Origin of the sequence: Gordonia amicalis NBRC 100051 = JCM 11271, assembly GCF_000332995.1 — a bacterium.
Taxonomy (GTDB): domain Bacteria; phylum Actinomycetota; class Actinomycetes; order Mycobacteriales; family Mycobacteriaceae; genus Gordonia; species Gordonia amicalis.
This window is the reverse complement of the sequence record NZ_BANS01000019.1, coordinates 59172-80879: the sequence shown is the minus strand read 5'-3', so window position 1 is coordinate 80879 and position 21708 is coordinate 59172. Positions and strand designations below refer to the sequence as shown.

Annotated in this window: 16 protein-coding genes; 7 read left to right on the top strand and 9 right to left on the bottom strand. The window is 69.3% G+C overall.

The window, feature by feature from the left end:
* Positions 1–22: 22 nt before the first annotated feature.
* Both GOAMI_RS10555 and GOAMI_RS10550 read right to left on the bottom strand, forming a co-directional pair.
* Positions 23–2917 carry a bifunctional acetate--CoA ligase family protein/GNAT family N-acetyltransferase gene (locus GOAMI_RS10555; protein ID WP_006436484.1) on the bottom strand — a complete coding sequence of 965 codons (2895 nt, stop codon included), beginning with the start codon at positions 2915–2917 and terminating at the stop codon, positions 23–25.
* Positions 2910–4166, bottom strand: coding sequence for an acetoin utilization protein AcuC (locus tag GOAMI_RS10550; RefSeq protein ID WP_006436483.1), 1257 nt, complete (start codon positions 4164–4166; stop codon positions 2910–2912). The genes GOAMI_RS10555 and GOAMI_RS10550 overlap by 8 nt, the downstream gene beginning before the upstream one ends.
* 160 nt (positions 4167–4326) lie before the next feature.
* On the opposite strand from GOAMI_RS10550, the gene GOAMI_RS10545 reads away from it, so the two are divergent.
* A complete protein-coding gene (locus GOAMI_RS10545; protein WP_006436482.1) occupies positions 4327–5022 on the top strand; it encodes an iron-dependent transcriptional repressor DtxR in 696 nt (231 codons plus the stop codon).
* A 35-nt stretch (positions 5023–5057) separates the two neighbouring features.
* Here GOAMI_RS10545 and GOAMI_RS10540 read toward each other — a convergent pair whose 3' ends face one another.
* Positions 5058–6152 (bottom strand): DUF4192 domain-containing protein, encoded by a 1095-nt coding sequence (locus tag GOAMI_RS10540; RefSeq protein ID WP_040004757.1) that lies wholly within the window; start codon positions 6150–6152, stop codon positions 5058–5060.
* 91 nt (positions 6153–6243) lie between these two features.
* On the bottom strand, positions 6244–6909 hold the full coding sequence (locus GOAMI_RS10535) for a hypothetical protein (protein ID WP_040004747.1): 666 nt from the start codon (positions 6907–6909) through the stop codon (positions 6244–6246).
* A gap of 253 nt (positions 6910–7162) precedes the next feature.
* On the opposite strand from GOAMI_RS10535, the gene GOAMI_RS10530 reads away from it, so the two are divergent.
* Complete coding sequence (locus GOAMI_RS10530) at positions 7163–8140, top strand: PAC2 family protein (RefSeq protein WP_006436479.1); 978 nt, start codon at positions 7163–7165, stop codon at positions 8138–8140.
* Positions 8137–10242, top strand: coding sequence for a DEAD/DEAH box helicase (locus tag GOAMI_RS10525; protein WP_035760358.1), 2106 nt, complete (start codon positions 8137–8139; stop codon positions 10240–10242). Before GOAMI_RS10530 ends, GOAMI_RS10525 begins: the two co-directional genes overlap by 4 nt.
* 4 nt (positions 10243–10246) lie before the next feature.
* Here the strand turns inward: GOAMI_RS10525 and GOAMI_RS10520 are convergent, their stop codons facing one another.
* Positions 10247–11179, bottom strand: a complete 933-nt coding sequence (locus tag GOAMI_RS10520) for a hydrogen peroxide-inducible genes activator (protein ID WP_006436477.1) — start codon at positions 11177–11179, stop codon at positions 10247–10249.
* Positions 11180–11309: 130 nt separating this feature from the next.
* Between GOAMI_RS10520 and GOAMI_RS10515 the strand changes: the two genes are divergently transcribed.
* Positions 11310–11897 (top strand): peroxiredoxin, encoded by a 588-nt coding sequence (locus GOAMI_RS10515; protein WP_006436476.1) that lies wholly within the window; start codon positions 11310–11312, stop codon positions 11895–11897.
* A 10-nt stretch (positions 11898–11907) separates the two neighbouring features.
* Complete coding sequence (locus tag GOAMI_RS10510) at positions 11908–12441, top strand: alkyl hydroperoxide reductase (protein ID WP_006436475.1); 534 nt, start codon at positions 11908–11910, stop codon at positions 12439–12441.
* Between the two features lie 132 nt (positions 12442–12573).
* On the opposite strand, the gene GOAMI_RS10505 is transcribed toward GOAMI_RS10510, so the two are convergent.
* Positions 12574–13833 (bottom strand): aminotransferase family protein, encoded by a 1260-nt coding sequence (locus GOAMI_RS10505; RefSeq protein ID WP_006436474.1) that lies wholly within the window; start codon positions 13831–13833, stop codon positions 12574–12576.
* 61 nt (positions 13834–13894) lie between these two features.
* Between GOAMI_RS10505 and hrpA the strand changes: the two genes are divergently transcribed.
* The gene (hrpA, locus tag GOAMI_RS10500) at positions 13895–17881 is read left to right on the top strand and encodes an ATP-dependent RNA helicase HrpA (protein WP_006436473.1); all 3987 of its coding nucleotides are present in this window, start codon (positions 13895–13897) and stop codon (positions 17879–17881) included.
* On the opposite strand, the gene nrdR is transcribed toward hrpA, so the two are convergent.
* Together nrdR and GOAMI_RS10490 are read right to left on the bottom strand one after the other, a co-directional pair.
* Complete coding sequence (nrdR, locus tag GOAMI_RS10495) at positions 17855–18322, bottom strand: transcriptional regulator NrdR (protein ID WP_006436472.1); 468 nt, start codon at positions 18320–18322, stop codon at positions 17855–17857. The two genes, hrpA and nrdR, sit on opposite strands and share 27 nt — an antisense overlap.
* 99 nt (positions 18323–18421) lie before the next feature.
* Positions 18422–18988 carry a LysM peptidoglycan-binding domain-containing protein gene (locus GOAMI_RS10490; RefSeq protein WP_006436471.1) on the bottom strand — a complete coding sequence of 189 codons (567 nt, stop codon included), beginning with the start codon at positions 18986–18988 and terminating at the stop codon, positions 18422–18424.
* A gap of 236 nt (positions 18989–19224) precedes the next feature.
* Here GOAMI_RS10490 and lexA point away from each other — a divergent pair, with 236 nt between their 5' ends.
* The gene (gene lexA, locus GOAMI_RS10485; protein WP_006436470.1) at positions 19225–19932 is read left to right on the top strand and encodes a transcriptional repressor LexA; all 708 of its coding nucleotides are present in this window, start codon (positions 19225–19227) and stop codon (positions 19930–19932) included.
* Here the strand turns inward: lexA and GOAMI_RS10480 are convergent.
* Entirely contained in the window at positions 19910–21628 is a 1719-nt protein-coding gene (locus tag GOAMI_RS10480; RefSeq protein ID WP_006436469.1) for a phosphoenolpyruvate--protein phosphotransferase, read from the bottom strand. The genes lexA and GOAMI_RS10480 overlap by 23 nt on opposite strands.
* Between the last annotated feature and the right edge of the window lie 80 nt (positions 21629–21708).

Sequence of the window (21708 nt, the reverse complement as noted above, 5' to 3'; positions counted from 1 at the left end):
CGTCCACTGGCTCGAGAGCCTCCTAGCTCAACCGCCTCGGTCCGGTGTCCCGCCTGTCGGGCACCGGGCCGACGCGTATCTGGGCATTGAGCACCGACGCGCCGTCCACCGAGACGAGGATCGGGTCGCACAGCACCTCGCGCACCTCGGGGATGTCGTCGACCAGGGTGGAGATCCGTAGGAGCAGATCGACGAGGGCCTCCTTGTCGGCCGGCGCCTCGCCACGGTAGCCGTTGAGGAGCGGCGCCGATCGCGGCTCGTCGATCAGCTCCCGCGCGTCGAGTTCGGCGAGCGGGATCGCGCGGTACCCGTGATCGCCCAGCAGGTCGAAGGTCCGTCCCGACAGCCCGAACGAGATCACCGAACCGAAGGACTCGTCGTCGCGGACTCGGATGACCGTGCCGACGCCCTTCGGTGCCATCTTCTGGACGTGCAGGACGGGGTCGCCGGTCAGCTCACGCAGCTCGGCGAAGGCGTTCACGACCGCGGTCGCGTCGGGCAGGTCGAGCCGGGCGCCCTCGCGGTCGAGACGTCCCCGCCACTTCGACGAGGTCGCCTTCACCGCGACCGGGAAGCCGAGTTCGCGGGCCGCCGCCGACGCCTCGTGCATCGTCGTGACCTCACGGAACGGGACGACCGAGATGCCGTACCACCGCAGCAGCTTCGCCGATTCGACCTGGCCGAGAAGACGGTCCGACGACGAGCCGTCGGAGTCCATCGCCTCGCGGACGTACATGCGGGCCGCCTCCGGATCGGTGCCCTCGGCCCGATGGACGCCCGACTCCGGCCGCATCCGCCACTTGGCGTACTGCCAGGCGCGCGCGAGAGCCGCCGCGGCGCGCTCCGGGCTGGCATAGGACGGGATGGAGCCGCGTTCGGGCAGACCGTTCGGGCCGGGTTTCGTGAGGCCCGGCGGGATACCCTCGACCGCGAGGAACGTGGTGACGATCGGTTTGGCACCGTCGGCACCGGGGGTGTTGGCCGCGGCCATGAGTGCGCGGGCGTGCCAGTCGGCGTCGACGGCCACCGGCGGCACGAAGACGACGACGATCGCGTCGACGCCGGTGTCGGTCATCGCCGCCGACACGGCGTCCTCGAACAGTTCCTCCGTCGCCCCCGCGCCGAGATCGATGTTGTCGACCACCTCCAGGCCACCGTTGCGGGCCTGGTCGGCGGCGAGGCTGCCCAGCACCGACGAGTTGCCGATGATGCGGACGCGGGGTCCGCGCGGCAGCGGCTGATAGGCGAACAACGCCGCGCAGTCGAACAATTCGGGGATCGTGTCGACCTGGATGACACCGGCCTGCTCGAGCATCATGCGCGCGATCTGGTCGTCGAAGTTGGCCGCGGACCGGGCCGCGCGCACCGGGCTCATCGCTCCCCTGCCCGACTTCACCGCCACGATCGGCTTGGCCCGCGACACCCGGCGGGAGATGCGGGAGAACTTCCGCGGGTTACCGAAGCTCTCGAGGTAGAGCAGGATCACATCGGTCGAGGCGTCGCTGTCCCAGTACTGCAGCAGGTCGTTGCCGGAGACGTCGGCGCGATTCCCGGCGGAGACGAAGGTCGACAACCCGATCTGGCGCCGGGCGGCGGTGTCGAGGATCGCGATGCCCAACGCGCCGGACTGGCAGAAGAACCCGACCCGGCCGGCGGCGGGGATGCGCGGCGCGAGCGTGGCGTTCAGCGCGATACCGGCGTCGTTGTTGGCCACGCCCAGCGCGTTCGGGCCGACGAGCCGCATGCCGTGTTCGCGGACCTGCGCGACGAGGCGCCGCTCGTTCTCCAGACCCTCCTCCTCGCCGGAGTCACCGAAACCGGACGACACGACGACGAGGGTCCGCACGCCTTTCACCAGGCAGTCGTCGAGGACGTCGTTGACCCGGGACGCCGGGACCGCGACCACCGCGAGGTCCACCGGATCCGGGATGTCGCGCACCGTCTCGTAGGCGCGGATGCCGCGCACCGACGGCGGGCCTTCGTGAGTGCGCCGCCGGTTCGGCGACGTCGGGCGGCCCGGGCGCGGTGAGCCGGGGCTCGGCGGTTCCTCCTCGACTCGGGCGGGCCCGTTCACCGGGAAGACCGGACCGGTGAACCCACCGGCGATGATGTTGGCCAGCAGCGCGTTTCCGACCTTGTTCGGGTCGGTCGACGCGCCGATCACCGCGACCGAGGTCGGGCGCAGCAGGTTCGCGACGCTGCGGGCTTCCGACGCGTTCTCGCGGGCGTTGCGCACCGACAGCAGTGCCTCGGTGGGGTCGATCAGGAACTCCACGTGCACCGTCGAGCCGTCGAAGCTGCGGGCCAGCTGGTAGCCGGCGTCCCGGAACACGGCGACCATGTTCGGGTTCTCGCTGAGTACCTCGGCCTCGAAGCGGGTGAAACCGTTCTCGGCCGCGGCGCCGGCGAGATGTTCGAGCAGGACCGGTCCGAGGCCGCGGCCCTGGTGTTCGTCGGCGACGACGAAGGCGACCTCGGCCGACTCCGGCTTGCCGTCGAAGGCGAGTCCCTCGTAGATGCCGACGGCGATGATCTCGCCACCGAGCACGGCCACGATCGCGACGCGCTGCTGGTGGTCGACGGTCGTCATCCGCGCCACCTCACGGGGCGGCAGGGTGGGCGTCGGGCCGAAGTACCGCATGTAGCGGGTTCGTTCGGAGAGCTTGGAATGGAAGGCGACGATCCGGTCGGCGTCGTCGGGCACGATGGGCCGCAGGTGCACGACGCCACCGTCGGAGGCCAGCACGTCGGCTATCCAGTGCCGCGGATAGTCCCAGGCGCCACGGGGTTCGGGCTGATCGGCCAACGCCTGCGGCGCGGTCGTGGAGTGCTGTGGGGTCGTGGAGTGCTCTGGGGTCGTGCTGCGCTCTGGGGTCGTGCTGCGCTCTGGGTTGGACGACACGTCCTGATCAGTCACGGGGATCCTCCGGGTCGAGACCGTGCAGAGGGTACACCGCGCGGCGGGTCGCGAGGATGGCGCGATCGGTCTGTCGCTGTGCCGTCGCGCTCACCCCCTCGGGCGGCTCCTGGCCGGCGTCGCCGTCCCACGGCTGATAGTCGACGTCACCGCCGTCGCCCATCACCCCGACCGGTGGCCGGGCGTAGTCGGAATGCACCTGCGTCGAGATCTGTTCGGCTGTGGCGCACCAGGATTCGTCGATGGCCGCGGTGACGTCCACCTCGCGGTCGAGCGCCACGCCCAGAAGGTGGGTCCAGCTGCGCGGCACCACGTTGACCACGCCGTATCCGCCGCCGCCGACCGCGATCCAGCGCCCCTCGCAGTACTTGTCGGCGAGCTCACGCATCGCGATCATCGCCGCGCGCTGACCGTCGACGGTGAGCGACAGGTCGGTGAGCGGGTCGGCGCGATGACTGTCGGCGCCGCACTGGCTGACGATGATCTGCGGTTTGAACTCGGCGATCAGCGACGGCACGACGGCGTGGAAGGCCCGCAGCCACAGCCGATCCTCGGTGTTGGGCATCAGCGCGAGGTTGACCGCACTCCCCTGCGCGTCGCCGTCGCCGACCTCCGTCGGCCAGCCGGTCCCCGGCCACAGCGTCGCCGGATGCTGGTGCAGCGAGACCGTCATCACCCGCGGATCCGCCGCGAACTCCACCTGGACGCCGTCGCCGTGATGGGCGTCGACGTCGATGTAGGCGATCCGGTCGAATCCCTTGTCCAGCAGATATCTGATCGCGATCGCGCAGTCGTTGTAGATGCAGAAGCCCGCGGCGCGTGCCCGCATCGCGTGATGCATGCCGCCGCCGATGTTGACCGCGCGGGTCGCAGCGCCGGAGGCCACGGTCTGCGCGGCCGCGAGAGTGCCGCCGACGAGGAGCCGGGCGGCCTCGTGCATCCCGGCGAACACCGGGTTGTCGGCGTCGCCGAGTCCGAACAGCCGCTCGAGGAGCGGACCGGACAGCGACGCGGTCCCGGAACCCACCGCGCGGACGGCGTCGATGTAGTCGCGGGTGTGCACCACGGTGAGCGCGTCGTCGTCGATGGCCTGCGGCGGGACGGTCTCGACGTCGTCGAGCACGCCGAGGCTCTGGGCGAGGGTCATCGTCAGCGCGAGCCTCACGGGGTTCATCGGGTGGGTGTGGGCCCACCGGTAGGACAGGAAGTCCTCGCTCCAGATGACGGCCGTCGCAGAAGTGTCGGTCACACGTTCAGGCTAGTGGTTCATGTCGCGGCCGGGTGAGCGATGTCGGTTCGACCACACGTGCGTACCGTCAGGGTCGTGGTGACGCGACGACGGCCCCTGAGAGGGCGGTCACCGTGGGTAAACAGGGTAATCTTGGCGGGGACGAAAGGGATTGGGCACAGTGAACGATCTGGTTGACACCACCGAGATGTATCTGCGGACGATCTACGACCTCGAGGAAGAGGGGATCGTGCCGCTGCGGGCGCGCATCGCCGAGCGCCTCGACCAAAGCGGTCCGACCGTGTCCCAGACCGTTGCCCGGATGGAGCGCGACGGACTTCTGCGCGTCGCGGGCGACCGCCACCTCGAGCTGACCGAGCGCGGCCGTTCGCTGGCCGTCGCGGTGATGCGCAAGCATCGCCTCGCCGAGCGGCTCCTGGTCGATGTGATCGGCATGCCCTGGGATCAGGTCCACGAGGAGGCCTGCCGCTGGGAGCACGTCATGAGCGAGAACGTCGAACGTCGTCTGCTCGCCGTGCTCGAGTACCCGACGACCTCGCCCTACGGCAACCCGATCCCGGGTCTGGAACTGCTCGGCGTCGAGGTGCCCACGACCGACGACGGCGCGACCCGTATCGCAGATCTGCCCGCCGGCGACACCGTGGCCGTCATCGTGCGGCGCCTGTCGGAGCACGCACAGTCCGACATGGGTCTCATCTCGCAGCTGCGGGAGGCCGGAGTGGTGCCGAACGCCCGGGTGACGGTGACCAACTCCGCGGGCATCATCACGATCAACACGCCCGGGCACGAGGGCCTGGAGCTCTCCCCGGACATGGCGCACTCGGTGTTCGTCGAGAAGGTCGTCGAGAAGGTCTGAGGCAGTACAGGTCTGACGCGAGAGTACTTCGGAGATCACCCGGCAGCGCGCCGGGTGATCTCCGGCATCTGCACCCCGAGCGCCAGGGCGGTGGCGTACGAACCGTCGATCATCTCCCACAGTTTGCCGGGTCGGACTCCCGAGCGCAGGCAGCCGTCGAGGAGTCCGGCGAGCCCCGCATCCGGGTCGGATTCGAGGGCGACGTCGAGGGCGACGCCCGCGTAGGCCCCTTCCCCACCGATGTAGTGCAGGTGCGCGAGCAGGGTCGCGGCCCCGGCCCGTCCCGGCCCGGCGAGTCGCCGGGTGAGTTCCCGCCAGACCAGCTCGGCGTCCTCCCGTAGGTCGGTGACCGCGAGGACGAGCAGCGCATCGCGGGTGCGGGGTCGTACGACGGCCTGTTCCAGCAGCGCGACCTCGGTGCAGTCCAGCGACTCCCCGGCGTCGGCGATCGAGTCCATCACCAGGTCCAGCAGGTGTGCGTCGGACAGCGACCCGACCGGGAGGACCCGACAGTCGTCGCAGTCCGGGCGGGGCCGTGAGGCGCTGCATTCGCCGTCGACGGGTTCGAGCATCGCCCGCATCTCCGACCGGCGCGGCAGGATTCGGCGGCCCGATTTCACGGCCTCGGCGATGGCGGTCGGACAGGTCTGCGGATCGTCGAGAACTCCACCGTGGTCGTCGACGACGTCGATCGACCACGCCTGCCCGTCGGGACACCAGATGACCGACCACGGCGCCCCGGGATCGAACGCGGCCACCGCGAATCCGGCAGCTACGCCCCCGATCGCGTCGAAGTGCCGGTCGGCGATCGCGAGCACCCGCCGGTACTGCGCACTGTCGGCCGGATAACGGTCGTCGGCGACGATCGCCACGACCTCCTCGGCGCCATAGGAGTGTGTGATCGATCCGAGGTCCGCCAGCACCGCGGACAGCTCGGGTGTCGGGTTCCCGGTGTCGTCGAGGGCGAGGTCATGTCGCATGGTGGCCGAGATCCCACGGTCGGGCGCGAAGGCGACGACGATGATCGAGCGCTCCGGCAGGAAGCCGAGCAGCGCCGGGATCGCCGTCAGGAGCGTCGTCGGGTCGATGGGGTCACGGTAGAGGCGCGAGGACGCCGAGAATCCGGGCATGCACGAGAGCATCTGTCGTGTCCAGCCCCCACGACGGCGAGCCGGGAGACCTGTGGACAACCTCCGCGGCCCGTCCACAGGCCGGCGGGTCTCAGCCGAAGGCCGCCGACACCGCCTTCGTGAACAGCTCGTCGAGCGCCGCCGAATCCTCCGCCGGTACCGGACCTGCTGCGGGCCAACGATATTCGGCGTACACGCGCACCCCGTCGCGCTCGCCGATCAGGGCGAGCGAGCTGGTGGTCACCGGCGCGGTACCGCCACCGGTGACGATCGTGCGACGGATGGTCGCGGTCGCGACGCCGTCGGGTGCCGGCGGTGCGGGCAGGACCTCCGTGGTCACTGTCGACGACGCACCGAAGGTCGTCGTCGTCAGTTCCGGGCATTTCTCGGCGCGGTCCACCACCTCGGCGAGCGAGGTGTCGACGTGTGCGACGACGGTGGTCAGGGTCGATCGTTCCGCGGTCCCGGGACCGAGAAGGGCGACCGCGCCGTCGGCGGACACCGGTGAGGGTGCGCACTCGGCCGGTGACACCTCGGTGTTGCTCCCCTGTCCCGGTGCCGGGCCACCGGTGACGTCGGCGAGCGCGTTGGCCACCGCCTGAGGCGGGATCGGGCTCGCCGGACCACCCGGGAAATCCGAGGCGGCCACCGACCTCGACGACAGGTCCGGATTCGACGAATGGGCGTCGCCCTCGATCGAGCACGCCGACAGGACGCCACCGGCGAGAACTGTGCAGGCAGCGGCCAGCACCAACACGCGCAGGCGGCGGTCACGAGACGTACGGGGCGTAACGGTTGCCGGGGTCACAGCGATCTACTGTGCCACCGCGATCGCTCACCCACGCGGGTGACACACCCAATTCGGGAATCCCCGGCGCGGCGATGTCGTTGCATTGTTGGTGTTTCGCCGGATGCCCGTGCTCAACCGCGACCCCGGTGCGAGACAATGAGACATATGACGAGAATCCAGCCGTGCTGTGCCACGGCTGCCACGTACAAGGAGGGATGACGTGGACGAGCAACCTGCGCGGAACGACGCGCTGTACGAACTCGCCTTTCCCGCTCCGCAGGTCACCCGTGCCGATGGCACGGGCCCGGTTCTGATCCATGCGCTCGAGGGGTTCGCCGACGCCGGCCACGCCGTCGCGCTCGCGGCCGGCCATCTCCGGGACAGCCTGGAGTCGGAACTGGTCGCGACGTTCTCCTCCGACGAGCTGATGGACTACCGCTCCCGGCGCCCGACGATCTCGTTCAGCGGGGAGACCTTCACCGAGGTCGAGATGCCGGCGCTGACGCTGCACGCGATCCGCGACAACGCGGGCAAGGGCTTCCTGCTGCTGGCGGGCGCCGAGCCCGACCTGCGCTGGGAACAGTTCGTCGACGCGGTGCGCCGCCTGTCCGACCGACTCGGAGTCACCGATGTCATCGGTCTCAATGCGATCCCGATGGCGGTGCCGCATACGCGCCCGCCGTCGATCACCGCACACGGCAGCGACCCCGACGCCCTGGGGAACCTCCCCCGCTGGGGTTCGGCGATGAAGCTGCCGGCGAGTGCCTCGATGCTGCTCGAACTGCGGATGAGCGAGCACGACTACCGGGCCTCGGGCCTGTCGGTCCACGTGCCGCACTACCTGGCGCAGACCAACTACCCGGCCGCGTCCGCGCGACTGCTCGGTGCAGTCGCCGAGCTGGCCGGTCTGGACCTGCCGCTCGCCGCGCTGGAGAGCGCCGCCGCGAAGGTGCGCGCACAGGTGGACACCGAGGTCGAGGGCAACAGCGAGATCGAGTCGGTCGTCGCCGCGCTGGAGACCCAGTACGACACCTTCACCCGGGCCGCCGAGGAACGGGCGTCGCTGCTGGCCGCCGAGGAGTCGCTGCCCAGCGGTGACGAGCTCGGTGCCGAGCTCGAACGATTCCTCGCCGAACAGGCCGCCGAGCAGAGTTCGAAGGACGAGCCCGGAGACGAGGGACCGCAATCGTCGATCTGACCGCGAGCGCGGCGGCCCTGGCGCCCGTCGACGACGAGGACCAGGCGCTCGACACCTACACGCAGTGGTGGACCGATCGCGGCCTCGACCTGTACGAGCACCAGGAAGAGGCACTGCTCGAGCTGCTCGCCGGCAGCCACGTCATCCTGGCGACCCCGACCGGTTCGGGGAAGTCGCTCGTGGCCGCCGGCGCCCTGTATTTCGCGCGCTGCCGGGGTGAGCGCGCCTTCTACACCGCGCCGATCAAGGCCCTCGTCAGCGAGAAGTTCTTCGAGCTGTGCGCAATGTTCGGCGCCGACCAGGTCGGCCTGCTGACCGGTGACGCGACGGTCAACCCGGACGCGCCGATCATCTGCGCCACCGCCGAGATCGTCGCGAACCTCGCCCTGGCGGCCGGTGGCGACAGCGACATCGGCACGCTCGTCGCCGACGAGTTCCACTATTACGGCGAGCCCGACCGCGGCTGGGCGTGGCAGGTGCCGCTCATCGAGCTGCCCTCCACCCAGTTCCTGCTGATGTCGGCGACGCTCGGCGACGTCTCCTTCTTCGTCGACGACCTCACCCGCCGCACCGGCCGGGACACGGTCGAGGTCACCGGCGCCCAGCGTCCCGTGCCCCTCGAACACGACTATGCGATGACGCCCATCCACGAGACGATCGCCGATCTCGTCGAGCGCGGACGTGCACCGATCTACGTCGTGCACTTCACCCAGGCCGCCGCCGTCGAACGCGCCCAGGCACTGCTGAGCGTCAAGATCTGCGACAAGGAGCAGAAGGCCGCGATCGCCGAGGCCATCGGCGACTTCCGGTTCTCCACCGGCTTCGGCAACACCTTGTCGAAGCTGCTGCGGTCGGGCATCGGCGTCCATCACGCCGGGATGCTCCCCCGATACCGGCGCCTCGTCGAACGTCTTGCGCAGCAGGGACTGCTGAAGGTCATCGCCGGCACCGACACCCTCGGCGTGGGCATCAACGTGCCGATCCGGACGGTGTTGTTCGCCGGGCTGAGCAAATACGACGGCCGTCGCGTCCGCCGCCTCCGGGCGCGGGAGTTCCATCAGATCGCGGGCCGCGCCGGCCGGGCCGGCTTCGACACCGTCGGCTATGTGGTGGCCCAGGCCCCCGAGCACGACGTGGAGAACGCCCGCGCCGTCGCCAAGGCCGGCGACGATCCCAAGAAGCTGCGGAAGCTGGTGCGCCGCAAGCCTCCCGAAGGCTTCGTGTCCTGGGGCGAGAAGACCTTCACCCAGCTGATCGACGCACCCGACGAACCGTTGCGGTCGCACTTCCAGATGACCACCGCGATGCTGCTCGAGGTCCTCGGTCGGCCCGGCGATTGTTTCGCCGCCGTCCGGCACCTGCTCGAGGACAACCACGAACCGCGTGATCGTCAACTGCGCCACATCAAGCACACCATCGAGTTGTACCGCGGTCTGCGCGATGCCGGGATCGTCGTGCAGCTCGACGCCCCCGATGAGACCGGACGGCACATCGCGATGAGCGTGGACATGCCGGAGAACTTCGCGCTGACCAATCCGCTGTCGGCCTTCGCGATGGCCACGTTCGAGATCCTCGACCCGGAGTCCTCCACGTACGCGCTGGATGTCATCTCGATTCTCGAGTCGACGCTCGAGAACCCGCGGCCGTTGCTGCTGGCCCAGCGCAAGGTGGCCCGGGACGCGGCGATCGCCGAGATGAAGGCCGACGGAATCGAATACGAGGAACGGATGTCGCGTCTGGAGGACATCTCCTGGCCGCAGCCCCTCTTCGAGGAGATCTTCGGCGCGTTCGAGATCTATCGGCGCGGCCACCCCTGGGTGGCGTCGTTCCCACCCAACCCGAAGTCGGTGCTCCGCGAGATGCTGGAGAAGGCCATGACCTTCACCGAGCTGATCTCGGCGTACGGGCTGGCCCGGAGTGAGGGCGTCGTGCTGCGTTACCTGTCCGACTGCTATCGGGTTCTGCGCCAGGGTGTTCCGACCAGCGCCGTGACGCCGGAGATCGAACAGATCGTCGTCGACCTCGGCACCATGGTCCGCGAGGTCGATTCGAGCCTCGTCGACGAGTGGGAGGCACTCGCCGCCGAGGCTGCGGAGGCCTGACCGCCTAGACCGAGGTGACGGCGCCCGTCTCGGCGACGAGCTCACCGATGATCGACCCGAGTTCCCGATACGACTCGTCGTGGCGTCCGGACCGCCGGAACGCCAGCCCGATCCGACGCCCCGGACGCGGCGAGGCGAACGTGGCGATCGCCAGGTCCCCCGATGCGGTCTCCGAGGCGACCGCGGTCTGCGGGATGAGGGTCACCCCGAGACCGCCTACGACGCAGTGCACGGCCGTCGTCAGCGACGCCGCGCGGGTCTGTCCCAGATCGGGACGCACACCCGCGAGCGCGCACACCTCCAGCGCCTGGTCCCGCAGGCAATGCCCCTCGTCGAGGAGCAGCAACGGCAGGTCGGCCAGGGCGCTGGGATCCACTCGGCGCTTTCCGGCGAGAGTGTGCCCGGCCGGCAGGGCGAGGACGAAATCCTCAGTGTAGAGCGGCACCTCGACGATCCCTGGAATGTCGAGCGGCAGCGCGAGGAGCGCCACGTCGAGCGTGCCGCCCCGCAGTTGCTCGACGAGACGGGCGGTCTGCTCCTCGACGACTCGAGGGCGCAGGTCCGGAAGTCTCTCGCCGAGACCGCGCAGCACGGCCGGCAGCACATAGGGCGCGACGGTCGGGATGACACCGAGGCGGATCGTCCCGTGCAACGGCCGTCCGGCACCCGCGGCCGCCGCGGTGAACTCGTCGACGGCGTCGACGGCCGCGATCGCCCGCGGCAGAAGTTCCTCGCCGTCCGGGGTCAGCAGGACACGGCGCGTGGTGCGCTCCACGAGCGTCACCCCGAGGCCCGCCTCGAGCGCCGACAAGGCCTGCGAGAGCGAGGGCTGACTCACGCCCAGATCCGTTGCGGCGGCACCGAAGTGTCTGCGCTGGGCCAGGGCGACGAAGGCACGCAGTCCGGCGACGGTCGGCTGATAAGTTTTATCGGGCATGGCTATCAGTGTAGTGCTACTAATCACGTTTCGCTTTCGCGCAAAATCCGGCACGATGGTACTCGTACGTCGCGAAATTCGTTCGCGCGCAGTTTCCGTACACTCACTCACTCAGCTGAAGGAGCGCTACATGGCCCTGCTCACCATCGGTGACCAGTTCCCCGCCTACAACCTCACCGCCGTGATCGGCGGCGACCTCAGCAAGGTCAACGCCCAGCAGCCCGATGACTACTTCACCACCGTCACCTCCGACGACCACCCCGGTCAGTGGCGCGTCGTCTTCTTCTGGCCCCAGGACTTCACGTTCGTGTGCCCGACGGAGATCGCCGCATTCGGCAAGCTGAACGACGAGTTCGCCGATCGCGACACCCAGGTGCTCGGCGCCTCGGTCGACAACGAGTTCGTCCACTTCCAGTGGCGTGCACAGCACGAGGACCTGAAGACCCTCCCCTTCCCGATGATGAGCGACCTCAAGCGTGAACTGGCTACTGCTGCAGGCGTTCTCAACGCCGACGGGGTCGCCGACCGCGCCACCTTCATCGTCGATCCGAACAACGAGATCCAGTTCGTGTCGGTCACCGCGGGCTCGGTGGGACGCAACGTCGACGAGGTCCTGCGTGTCCTCGACGCCCTGCAGTCCGACGAGCTGTGCGCCTGCAACTGGAAGAAGGGCGACCCGACGATCAACGCCGGCGAGCTCATGACCTCGGGCGTCTAGAGGGGATCAGATGAGTATCGACAACCTCAAGGAAGCCCTTCCGGAGTACGCGAAGGACCTCAAGCTCAACCTGGGCTCGATCAGCCGGACCACCGCGCTGAACGAAGAGCAGCTGTGGGGCACGCTGCTGTCGACCGCCGCCGCCACGAAGAACGCCAAGGTGCTCGGCGAGATCGCCGACGAGGCCGCCGACATCCTGTCGGCCGAGGCATACAACGCCGCCCTGGGCGCCGCGTCGATCATGGGCATGAACAACGTGTTCTACCGCGGCCGCGGCTTTCTCGACGGCAAGTACGACGACCTGCGTCCCGGCCTGCGGATGAACATCATCGGCAACCCGGGCGTGGACAAGGCCGCATTCGAGCTGTGGTCGTTCGCCGTGTCCTCGATCAACGGCTGCGGACACTGCGTCGCCGCCCACGAGAACACCCTGCGCGAGGCCGGCGTCGACCGGGAGGCGATCTTCGAAGCCCTCAAGGTCGCCTCGATCGTGACCGGCGTGGCCCAGGCCATCGCCACCACCGAGGTGCTCGCGAACGCCTGATAGCGCGTCCAGACAACAAGGCCCGGTTATCGATTCGGTAACCGGGCCTTGGTGTATGGGCTGGTGTCTTCGGGAGGGCCTCCGCCGGCCGAGTACGTCGACCGAGCGGAGCGAGGACGCCGTGTATCGAGGTCAGCTCAGCGCGGCCCGCATACGGTCGGCGAGCTCGCCGACCTCCTCGGTCGTCATCACGAAGGCCGGCGAGATCTGCAGCGCACCCTGTCCCGCGGCGCGCGTGCTGACACCGTGCTCACGCAGCTTCACCACCGCCGCCGGGGCCGATGCCGGGTCGGCTAGCTGGACCGCGGTGACGGCACCGAGGCCGGTGCGCACCTCGGCGACCGAATCGAGGTCGGCCAGCGGGGACAACGCCGTGGCGAGATCCCCCTCGAGCCGCGTCGCCTCCGCGAGCAGGTTCTCGCGGCGGATGATCTCGAGGTTGGCCAGCGCGGCGGCCGCCGCGGCGGCGTGACCGCCGTAGGTGTAGCCGTGGCGCCACCAGACGCCGCCGGCGAAGAACGGTTCGGCGACGCGCGGCGCGATGAAGACCGCACCCATCGGCACATAGCCCGAGGTGAGACCCTTGGCGGTGGTGATCATGTCCGGCTGCAGGTCGAAGCGCGCCGAGGCGAACCACGAGTCGCCGCCGATACGCCCGAAGCCGGTGACGACCTCGTCGACGACGAACAGGACGTCGTGGTCGCGGCAGATCGCGCGAACCTCGTCCAGGTATCCGGCCGGCGGCAGGTAGATGCCACCGGCACCGATGATCGGCTCGCAGAAGAACGCGGCGATGTTGTCCGCACCGACTCGCTCGATGAGGCCGAGCAGGCTCTTCGCGTCATCCCAGTCGACGTTCTGCACGTCGTGCATGAGCTCGCCGTAGCCGTCGTGATTGAGGGGGATGCCCGCCAGCGACGTACCGGCGACGTGCATGCCGTGATAGGCCTTCGTGCGGCTGACGACGACGCGCTTGCCGGGCTTGCCCTGCTCCACCCAGTACCGGCGGGCGAGCTTGACCGCCGTGTCGATCGAGTCGCTGCCGCCCGAGGTGAAGAAGATCTTGGACCCGGGCACCGGTGCGATCGCGGCCAGCTCGTCGGCGAGCTGCAGCGTGACGTCGCTCGCGATGTCCCCGAAGTTGGAATAGTGCGCGATGGTGCCGAGCTGACGCGCCACCGCGTCGGCGATCTCGGTGCGGCCGTGGCCCACGTTGGTGAACCAGAGACCGGCCGTCGCGTCGAGATAGGACTTGCCGTCGCGGTCCCAGATGCGGGTTCCCTCACCCTTGGTCACGACGAACGGGCCACTCGCGGTCACCGCACCCATGTCGGCGAAACCGTGCCACAGAGCGCCAGGAGTATCGGACAGTGCCCTCGAAGAATCAGCCATGGCCCCCATGATGCCGGGCGAGGTGAACACCCCCGGCAGCGACCCATATCCTGGAGTCATCATGTCGGTCGAGTCCCCAGATCCAGCCCCGCGAGATCCTGAGCCCGGCATCTCCCGATCCCAGCTGTTGCGCTCGCTCGACCAGGTGGGGATCCTCGACGCTCACCGACTCCGCCGCCGGGTCGACAAGCTGGGCCGCACCCCCGACCCACGCAAGTGGGAGCAGCTCGTCGCCGACGTGGCCAAGGCACGCAACCGCCTCGAACGGCGCCGGGCAGGCGTGCCGGTGCTGCGCTTCCCGGACGAACTCCCCGTGTCGGCAGCTCGTGAGGAGATCGCCGACGCCATCCGGGACCACCAGGTCGTGGTGGTCGCCGGTGAGACCGGTTCCGGCAAGACCACCCAGCTGCCGAAGATCTGCCTCGAACTCGGGCGCGGCATCCGCGGCACGATCGGGCACACCCAGCCGCGTCGTATCGCGGCGAGCTCGGTGGCCAAGCGCATTGCCGACGAGACCGACACCGAACTCGGTGACGCGGTCGGCTACTCGGTCCGGTTCACCGACCGTTCGGGGGCCGACACCCTGATCCGCGTGATGACCGACGGCATCCTGCTCCGCGAGATCGCCACCGATCCGATGCTGCGGCGCTACGACACCCTGATCATCGACGAAGCCCACGAGCGCAGCCTCAACATCGACTTCATCCTCGGCTATCTGCGCCGGCTGCTGCCGCAACGACCGGACCTGAAGGTGATCATCACCTCGGCCACCATCGAACCCGCCCGTTTCGCACGGCATTTCAGCACACCCGACGCCTCGGTGCCGGTCATCGAGGTGTCCGGTCGCACCTACCCCGTCGAGATCCGTTACCGGCCCCTGAGCCTGCAGGAACGCCCGGACAGCGGCGACGACACCGGGGGCGGCGAGCACGCCGACCTCGACCAGATCCAGGGCATCGACGCCGCGATCGACGAGTTGTGGGCCGGCGGCCGGGGCGACATCCTGGTGTTCCTACCCACCGAGCGCGACATCCGCGAGACCGCGGATGCGTTGCGGCGCCGGACCGGAACCGGCCGCGATGGCGGTGCGGAGATCGTCCCGCTGTTCGCACGTCTGTCGATCGCCGACCAACAGAAGGTCTTCGCTCCGTCGAACGGCCGACGGATCGTCCTGGCCACCAACGTCGCCGAGACGTCGGTCACGGTGCCCGGCATCCGCTACGTCATCGACACCGGCACCGCTCGCATCAGCCGGTACTCGACCCGCACCAAGGTCAATCGTCTTCCCATCGAACCGGTCTCGCAGGCCAGCGCCCGCCAGCGCGCCGGCCGATGCGGTCGCGTCGCCCCGGGTGTCTGTATCCGGCTCTACAGCGAGAACGACTTCGACTCGCGGCCGGCGTTCACCGACCCGGAGATCCTGCGCACCAACCTGGCCGCGGTCATCCTGCAGATGACCTCGCTCAAACTCGGTGAGATCGCGGATTTCCCGTTCGTCCAGCCGCCCGACGAGCGCGCGATCCGCGACGGCATGGGCGTGCTGACCGAACTCGGCGCGATCACCGTGAGCCGCGAAGGCGGACCGCCGCGCCTCACGCCTGTCGGCCGTTCGATGTCGCGGATCCCGGTCGACCCGCGGATCGCCCGCATGCTGATCGCGGGCCGCGAACTCGGCTGCCTCGACCACCTGCTGGTCATCGCATCCGCGATGTCGCTACCCGATCCGCGCGAACGACCGGCCGAACATCGCGAGGCGGCCGACGCCTCCCATCGTCGATTCGTCGTGCCGCAGTCGGACTTCCTGTCCTACGTCGAACTGTGGCGCTACCTGGACGAGCAGCGTCAGGAGTTGTCCAGCAGCCGATTCCGCCGGATGTGCGAGCGCGAGTTCCTGCACTTCCTGCGCATCCGGGAATGGCGGGACCTGCACCGTCAGCTCACCGAGATCGTCAAGGATCTCGACTGGCCCGTGCGTCCGGCCGGCGAGGAGTTGCCGGAGGTCGACGCCGACGCCGTCCACCGCGCGATCCTGTCGGGTCTGCTCAGCAACATCGCGGTCCGCAACACCGAGGGTCGTGAGTTCACCGGGGCGCGGAACACGACGCTCATGATCTTCCCGGCGTCACCGCTGGCCAAGAAACCGCCGGCGTTCATCATGGCCGCGGAGGTCCTGGAGACCTCCCGGCTGTTCGCGCACACGGTCGCCGGGATCGATCCGTTGTGGGCGGAGAAACTGGCCGGCGATCTGGTCAAGCGCACGCACAGCGAGCCGCACTGGTCGTCGAAACGCGGCGCCGCGATGGCGTACGAGGGGGTCACCCTCTACGGCGTCACCCTCGTCGCCCGTCGCCGCGTCGACTACGGTCCCATCGACCCGGTCGTCTCGCGCGAGCTGTTCATCCGCCATGCCCTCGTCGAGGGAGACTGGCGTACCCAGCACCCGTTCTTCGAACGCAACCGCGCCCTCCTCGAGGCCGCCGCCGACGTCGAGAACCGTAGGCGCGAACGCGGACTCGTGATCACCGAGGATCAGCTCTTCGAGTTCTACGACAACCGGGTCGGTGCCGAGGTCACCTCCGCACGTCACTTCGACACGTGGTGGAAGAAGGCACGGCGCAGCGATCCTGCTCTTCTGGACCTGAAGCCCGAGGATGTCACGGCGACCGCCGAGGCCGCACCGACCGACTATCCGGGTGCGTGGCAGCAGGGCGACACCCGACTCGAGCTCCGCTACCGGTTCGAACCCGGCGCACCCGATGACGGTGTCACCGTGATCATCCCGCGCGCGCTGCTCCCCCACGTCCGGCCGGCGGGCTTCGACTGGTCCGTGCCCGGGATGCGGTCGGAACTGGCCACCGCACTGGTGAAATCGCTGCCCAAGAGGTTGCGCAAGTCGATGTCACCCGCCCAGCGGTTCGCCGACCTGGCGCTGGCCCGTCTCACGCCGCGCAGCGAACCGCTCGCGGTCGGGCTCGCCCGCGAACTCACCACGATCACCCAGATGACGGTCACCGCAGCCGATTTCGACCTCGACCGGATTCCCACCCATCTGCGGATGCATTTCGCGGTCGTCGACGACGACGGACGGATCACCGCGCGTGCCGACTCGATCGACGAGCTTCGGCGTGCGACGACGCCCGCGGCGTCGAAGACGGTGAAACGCACGCTGTATCGCAACTGGACCGACGACGGCATCGGCACTCTCGCCGCGCAGCGGACCGTCGACATCGCCGGTCAGCGCCTCACCCGGTACCCGACCGTCGACGCGATCACCGACGACGCCGGACGTACACGCGGGGTCGTCGTGATCGACGCGGTGTCGGAGCAGGCCCGAGATCGCCTGGCGGAGAGGGGGATCGTCGCACTCCTCGACCTGGCGATCCCGCCACTGCACCGGCGCGTGGCGAGTTCGCTCGGGGCCGCCGGCCGGCTCGCGTTGAGCCAGAGTCCCTATGCGGATCTCGATACACTGCTGGCCGACTGCACACGCCGGGCTATCCGCGACGTCGTCGCCGGCCTCGACGCCGGGGCCGTGTCCGCCGTGCGTTCACCCGAGGCGTTCCGCACCCTGACCGAGAAGATCCGTCCACGGATCACCGAGTCGGCTCCGGAGTATTTCTCCCTCGCGGTGGAATCGCTCGGCTCGGTGGCGCCGGTACGCGCCGCGATCGACCGTCATGCGGGTTCGCTCGCCGCCGACGACGTCGCCGAACAACTCGACAACCTCGTCTTCGACGGATTCGTGGCCGCCACTCCGCGACGTCATCTGGAGAACGTGCCGCGCTACCTCGCGGCCGCCGAGGCACGGTTGACGGCACTGCCGGCTTCCGCCGCGCGCGATCAGGCCGGAGTCGCCGTGATCGACCGCGTGACCGAACGCTGGGCGCAGCGGCTGGCCCAGGTACCCGAACACCGGAAAGCGCACGTCAACGACGAGGCGCAGTGGCTCGTCGAGGAGCTGCGGGTCGGATTGTTCGCCGAACGGCTGGGCACCGCGTTCCCGGTGTCGGAGAAGCGGGTCCTACGAACTCTTGACCGACTCGGCTGAGGCGGCACGGAGGTCGTCGATCTCGCGCTGGAAGTCCTCGAGGGAGTCGAAGGACCGATAGACCGACGCGAAGCGCAGGTAGGCGACCTCGTCGAGGTCCCGCAGCGGCTTCAGGATCGCGAGTCCCACCTCGTTGCTGGGGATCTCGGCCGAACCACTGGCGCGGACGGTGTCCTCGACCTGCTGGGCGAGCTGGGCGAGAGCGTCCTCGGCGACGTGGCGCCCCTGGCATGCGCGCCGGACACCTCGCATCACCTTCTCGCGACTGAACGGTTCGGTGACGCCGTTGCGTTTCACCACCGAGAGGACCGCACTCTCCACGGTCGAGAAGCGTCGCCCACACTCCACGCAGGAGCGGCGGCGCCGGATGGCCTGCCCCTCATCAGCGACACGCGAGTCGATGACCTTGGTGTCGTCGTTCTTGCAGAAGGGGCAGCGCATCGTATCCTCACGCAGGTCACGGGACGCTCTGATGCAGCCGCGCCGCATGCCGGGCCGATGCTCGGCTGGTCCCTGTGTCATCGAGGATACCGCCCGGCCTCAGTGATACCGGGGGGTGAGGAGCGGCTGGCCGACGCGCAGCCCACTCGACGCGAGGTCATTCAGCTGGATGATCTCGTCGACGACGGCCTCACGCGGCATCTCGGGGGCGACCCGCGAGGCGATCGTGCTCAGCGAGTCACCCGACCGAACGTGCACGACCTCGGTGCCGACCGCGGCAGGCGTGACCGACGCGGCGTAGTCGTGGCCGACGACCGCGATGACCCACACGGCCAGGGCGAGCGCGACGCCGGCGAGGACAGCGGTCGCCGTGCGGCGACGCCGGCGGATGACGGCCGCGGGAACCGTTTCGGCGGGACGCGACGCCGGGACCACCGGTCCACGACCACGCATACCCACCGGCGACGCGCACTGGGTGGAGGCGACGCGGCGGACCCGGACCGCCGATTCCGGCACCGGACGGTTGTCGACGGGCCGCCGGGCGTCTCCCCGACGTGTCGGGCGCGGACGCTCCAGGACGTCGCCGCGGACGGGACCGCCGTGCCGGGCGGGGTCGAGGTGGACGGGGTCGAGGTGGACGGGGTCGATGAGAGTGGCGGTGCGCATGGTGCCCTCCGTGTATCCGGTCGAACGGTGTTCGTGAGTGGGACCGCGTCGTCCCGATCGAACTGTTCGAATGTCGATCATCTGTTCGATGAACTGATGTTCGATTTGTAGCACGGCACTCCGACAATTGTCTCGCGACACGTCGAACAAATGTTTGATGCGGTCGGCGTTCTCGGCTAGGCTCGTCGACAGACAAGCGATCTACCAGCACGTTCGGAATCGAGAGGAACCCGATCATGAGCGATGACGGCGGTAAGCGCACCGGAGCGCGGGGCGCCGACGAGCCCGTCACCCCGGCGGACATGGCGGCGGCCGAGGCGTCGCTGACGCCGCGGCAGCGCGGAGTTCTCGAGGTGATCCGCAAATCCGTGCGAGAACGCGGTTACCCGCCGAGTATCCGCGAGATCGGTGACGAGGTGGGTCTCACCTCGACCTCCTCGGTCGCCCATCAGCTGCGGACCCTCGAACGCAAGGGCCTTCTCAAACGTGATGCCAACCGTCCGCGGGCGGTGAACATCGCGCCGAGCGAACCCCCGACGCCGACGTCGCCGACCGGCGGAGCACTACCCGAGCCCACTTTCGTACCGGTGCTCGGCCGGATCGCCGCAGGCGGGCCGATCCTCGCCGAGGAAGCCGTCGAGGACGTGTTCCCACTCCCCCGGGAGCTCGTCGGCGAGGGATCGCTGTTCCTGCTGAAGGTCGTCGGCGAGTCGATGATCGACGCCGCGATCTGCGACGGGGACTGGGTCGTCGTCCGCCAGCAGAACGTGGCCGACAACGGCGACATCGTGGCCGCGATGATCGACGGCGAGGCCACGGTCAAGACCTTCAAACGCCAGAAGGGTCATGTCTGGCTGATGCCGCACAACGAGTTGTTCGACCCGATCCCGGGCGACGAGGCCGTCATCCTCGGCAAGGTCGTCACCGTGATGCGGCGAGTCTGACCTCGTCGCTGTCAGTGTCGGCGCCACTGTCGAGTACCGCGGCGGCCGCCGCGCGAGCCGTAGCCGGATCGGTGGCGGCCAGCGCGGCGGCCGCCGCGTTTTCGCAGGTTGCCAGGGTGACCGCGCCGAGTTGGGCGCCGACCGCGGGCGCCGCGACGGGAGCGCTCGACAACGAGGTGACCCCGAGTCCGACCAGCACGCAGGCGAGATGCGGATCGGCCGCGGCCTCTCCGCAGACGCCCACCGGTTTCCCCTGATCACGTCCGGCCCGGGCGACCGTTGCGACGAGATGCAGCACGGCCGGCTGCCACGGATCGGTCAGCGATGCGAGCTCGGCGGACATTCGGTCAGCGGCCATCGTGTACTGCGTGAGGTCATTGGTGCCGATCGAGACGAAGTCCACCTCGGCCAGGATCGCCGGGGCCAGGATCGCCGCGGCGGGGACCTCGATCATCACACCGGCGACGAGTCCACGCTCGCGCACCTGCGCGGCGAATGCCGCAGCCTCGGCGGGTGAGGCGATCATCGGGGCCATGACCCACGGCTGCGCGTCGGCCTCCTGCGCCGCCCGGGCGATCGCGTCGAGCTGGCGCGCGCGGATCTCGGGGTGCGCCAAGGCGATTCGGTCGCCGCGCACACCGAGTGCCGGGTTGGCCTCGTCGGGATGGGTCACGAAGCGCAGCGGCTTGTCCGAGCCGGCGTCGAGGGTGCGGATGACCACCTTGCGGCCGTCGAAAGCGTCCAGCACCTCGCGATAGATGCACGCCTGCTCGTCGACCGACGGCTCGTCGGCGCGCTCGAGGAAGGCCAGTTCGGTACGGAACAGTCCGACACCCTCCACCGGGTGATCGGTGGCCGCGCGGGCCGACGACCCGTCGGCGACGTTGGCCAGGATCGCCACCTCCACCCCGTCGCCGGTGCGGCCCGGACCCGACCACCCGGCGATGCGAGCGGCGTGACGCCGATACTCCTCGACTCGGGCTCGCGCGGCGGTGTCGTCGGGGTCGACGGCGATCTCACCCGTGGTGCCGTCGACGAGGATCGCCGTACCCGCATCGATCCCGACGAGTCCGGACACCGCGACGACGCACGGGATGCCGAGCTGGCGGGCGATGATCGCGGTGTGACTGGTGGGCCCACCCAGTCGCGTCACGAGGGCAATCGTGGTGGTGGGGTCGAGGCCGGCGGTGTCGGCGGGTGCGAGGTCGTCGGCCAGCAGGATCGAGGGCACCTCCGGCGTGGGCACCCCGGGTTCGGGCAGTCCCAGGAGTTCGGCGAGCACGCGGTCGCGGACGTCGTTGAGGTCGGTGACCCGCTCGGCCATCAGGCCGCCCAGCTTGGTGAACACCGCGGCGAACTGTTCGGTGGCGGCAACGGCGGCCGACGGTGCCGACGCACCCCTGGCGATCAGGGCCGACGCCGCACCGATCCAGCCGCGGTCTTCCGCGAGTCCGGCGGTGGCGGCGAGTACTTCCGCGGCGACGCCGGTGTTCTGCGACGCGCGCTCACGGAGTCGCGCGGCGACGACGCCTGCCGCCGCGGTGAATCGAGCGACCTCCTCCGGGCGCTGGTCCTCGGAGATCTCGACACCGGCGCCGAGCGCCTCCGCACTGTGGTCGGGACGGCGTCCCGGCGACAGTGCGGGTCCATGAGCCACACCACCGACGACCGGCGTCCCCGTCAGAATCTGCGTCATGTGACCACGGTTACAAATTTGGCTTGACTTGTCAACATAAACAGGCGTAAACACAGTTACTACAACATTGAAAGCCACAT

Coding starts and splice junctions, on each gene's coding strand:
- GOAMI_RS10540 (WP_040004757.1), bottom strand. CDS start 6,152: ATGCCCGGATTCTCGGCGTCCTCGCGCCTCTACCGTGACCCCATCGAC.
- GOAMI_RS10520 (WP_006436477.1), bottom strand. CDS start 11,179: ATGCCCGATAAAACTTATCAGCCGACCGTCGCCGGACTGCGTGCCTTC.
- GOAMI_RS10515 (WP_006436476.1), top strand. CDS start 11,310: ATGGCCCTGCTCACCATCGGTGACCAGTTCCCCGCCTACAACCTCACC.
- GOAMI_RS10510 (WP_006436475.1), top strand. CDS start 11,908: ATGAGTATCGACAACCTCAAGGAAGCCCTTCCGGAGTACGCGAAGGAC.
- GOAMI_RS10505 (WP_006436474.1), bottom strand. CDS start 13,833: ATGGCTGATTCTTCGAGGGCACTGTCCGATACTCCTGGCGCTCTGTGG.
- hrpA (WP_006436473.1), top strand. CDS start 13,895: ATGTCGGTCGAGTCCCCAGATCCAGCCCCGCGAGATCCTGAGCCCGGC.
- nrdR (WP_006436472.1), bottom strand. CDS start 18,322: ATGCGCTGCCCCTTCTGCAAGAACGACGACACCAAGGTCATCGACTCG.
- GOAMI_RS10490 (WP_006436471.1), bottom strand. CDS start 18,988: ATGCGCACCGCCACTCTCATCGACCCCGTCCACCTCGACCCCGTCCAC.
- lexA (WP_006436470.1), top strand. CDS start 19,225: ATGAGCGATGACGGCGGTAAGCGCACCGGAGCGCGGGGCGCCGACGAG.
- GOAMI_RS10480 (WP_006436469.1), bottom strand. CDS start 21,628: ATGACGCAGATTCTGACGGGGACGCCGGTCGTCGGTGGTGTGGCTCAT.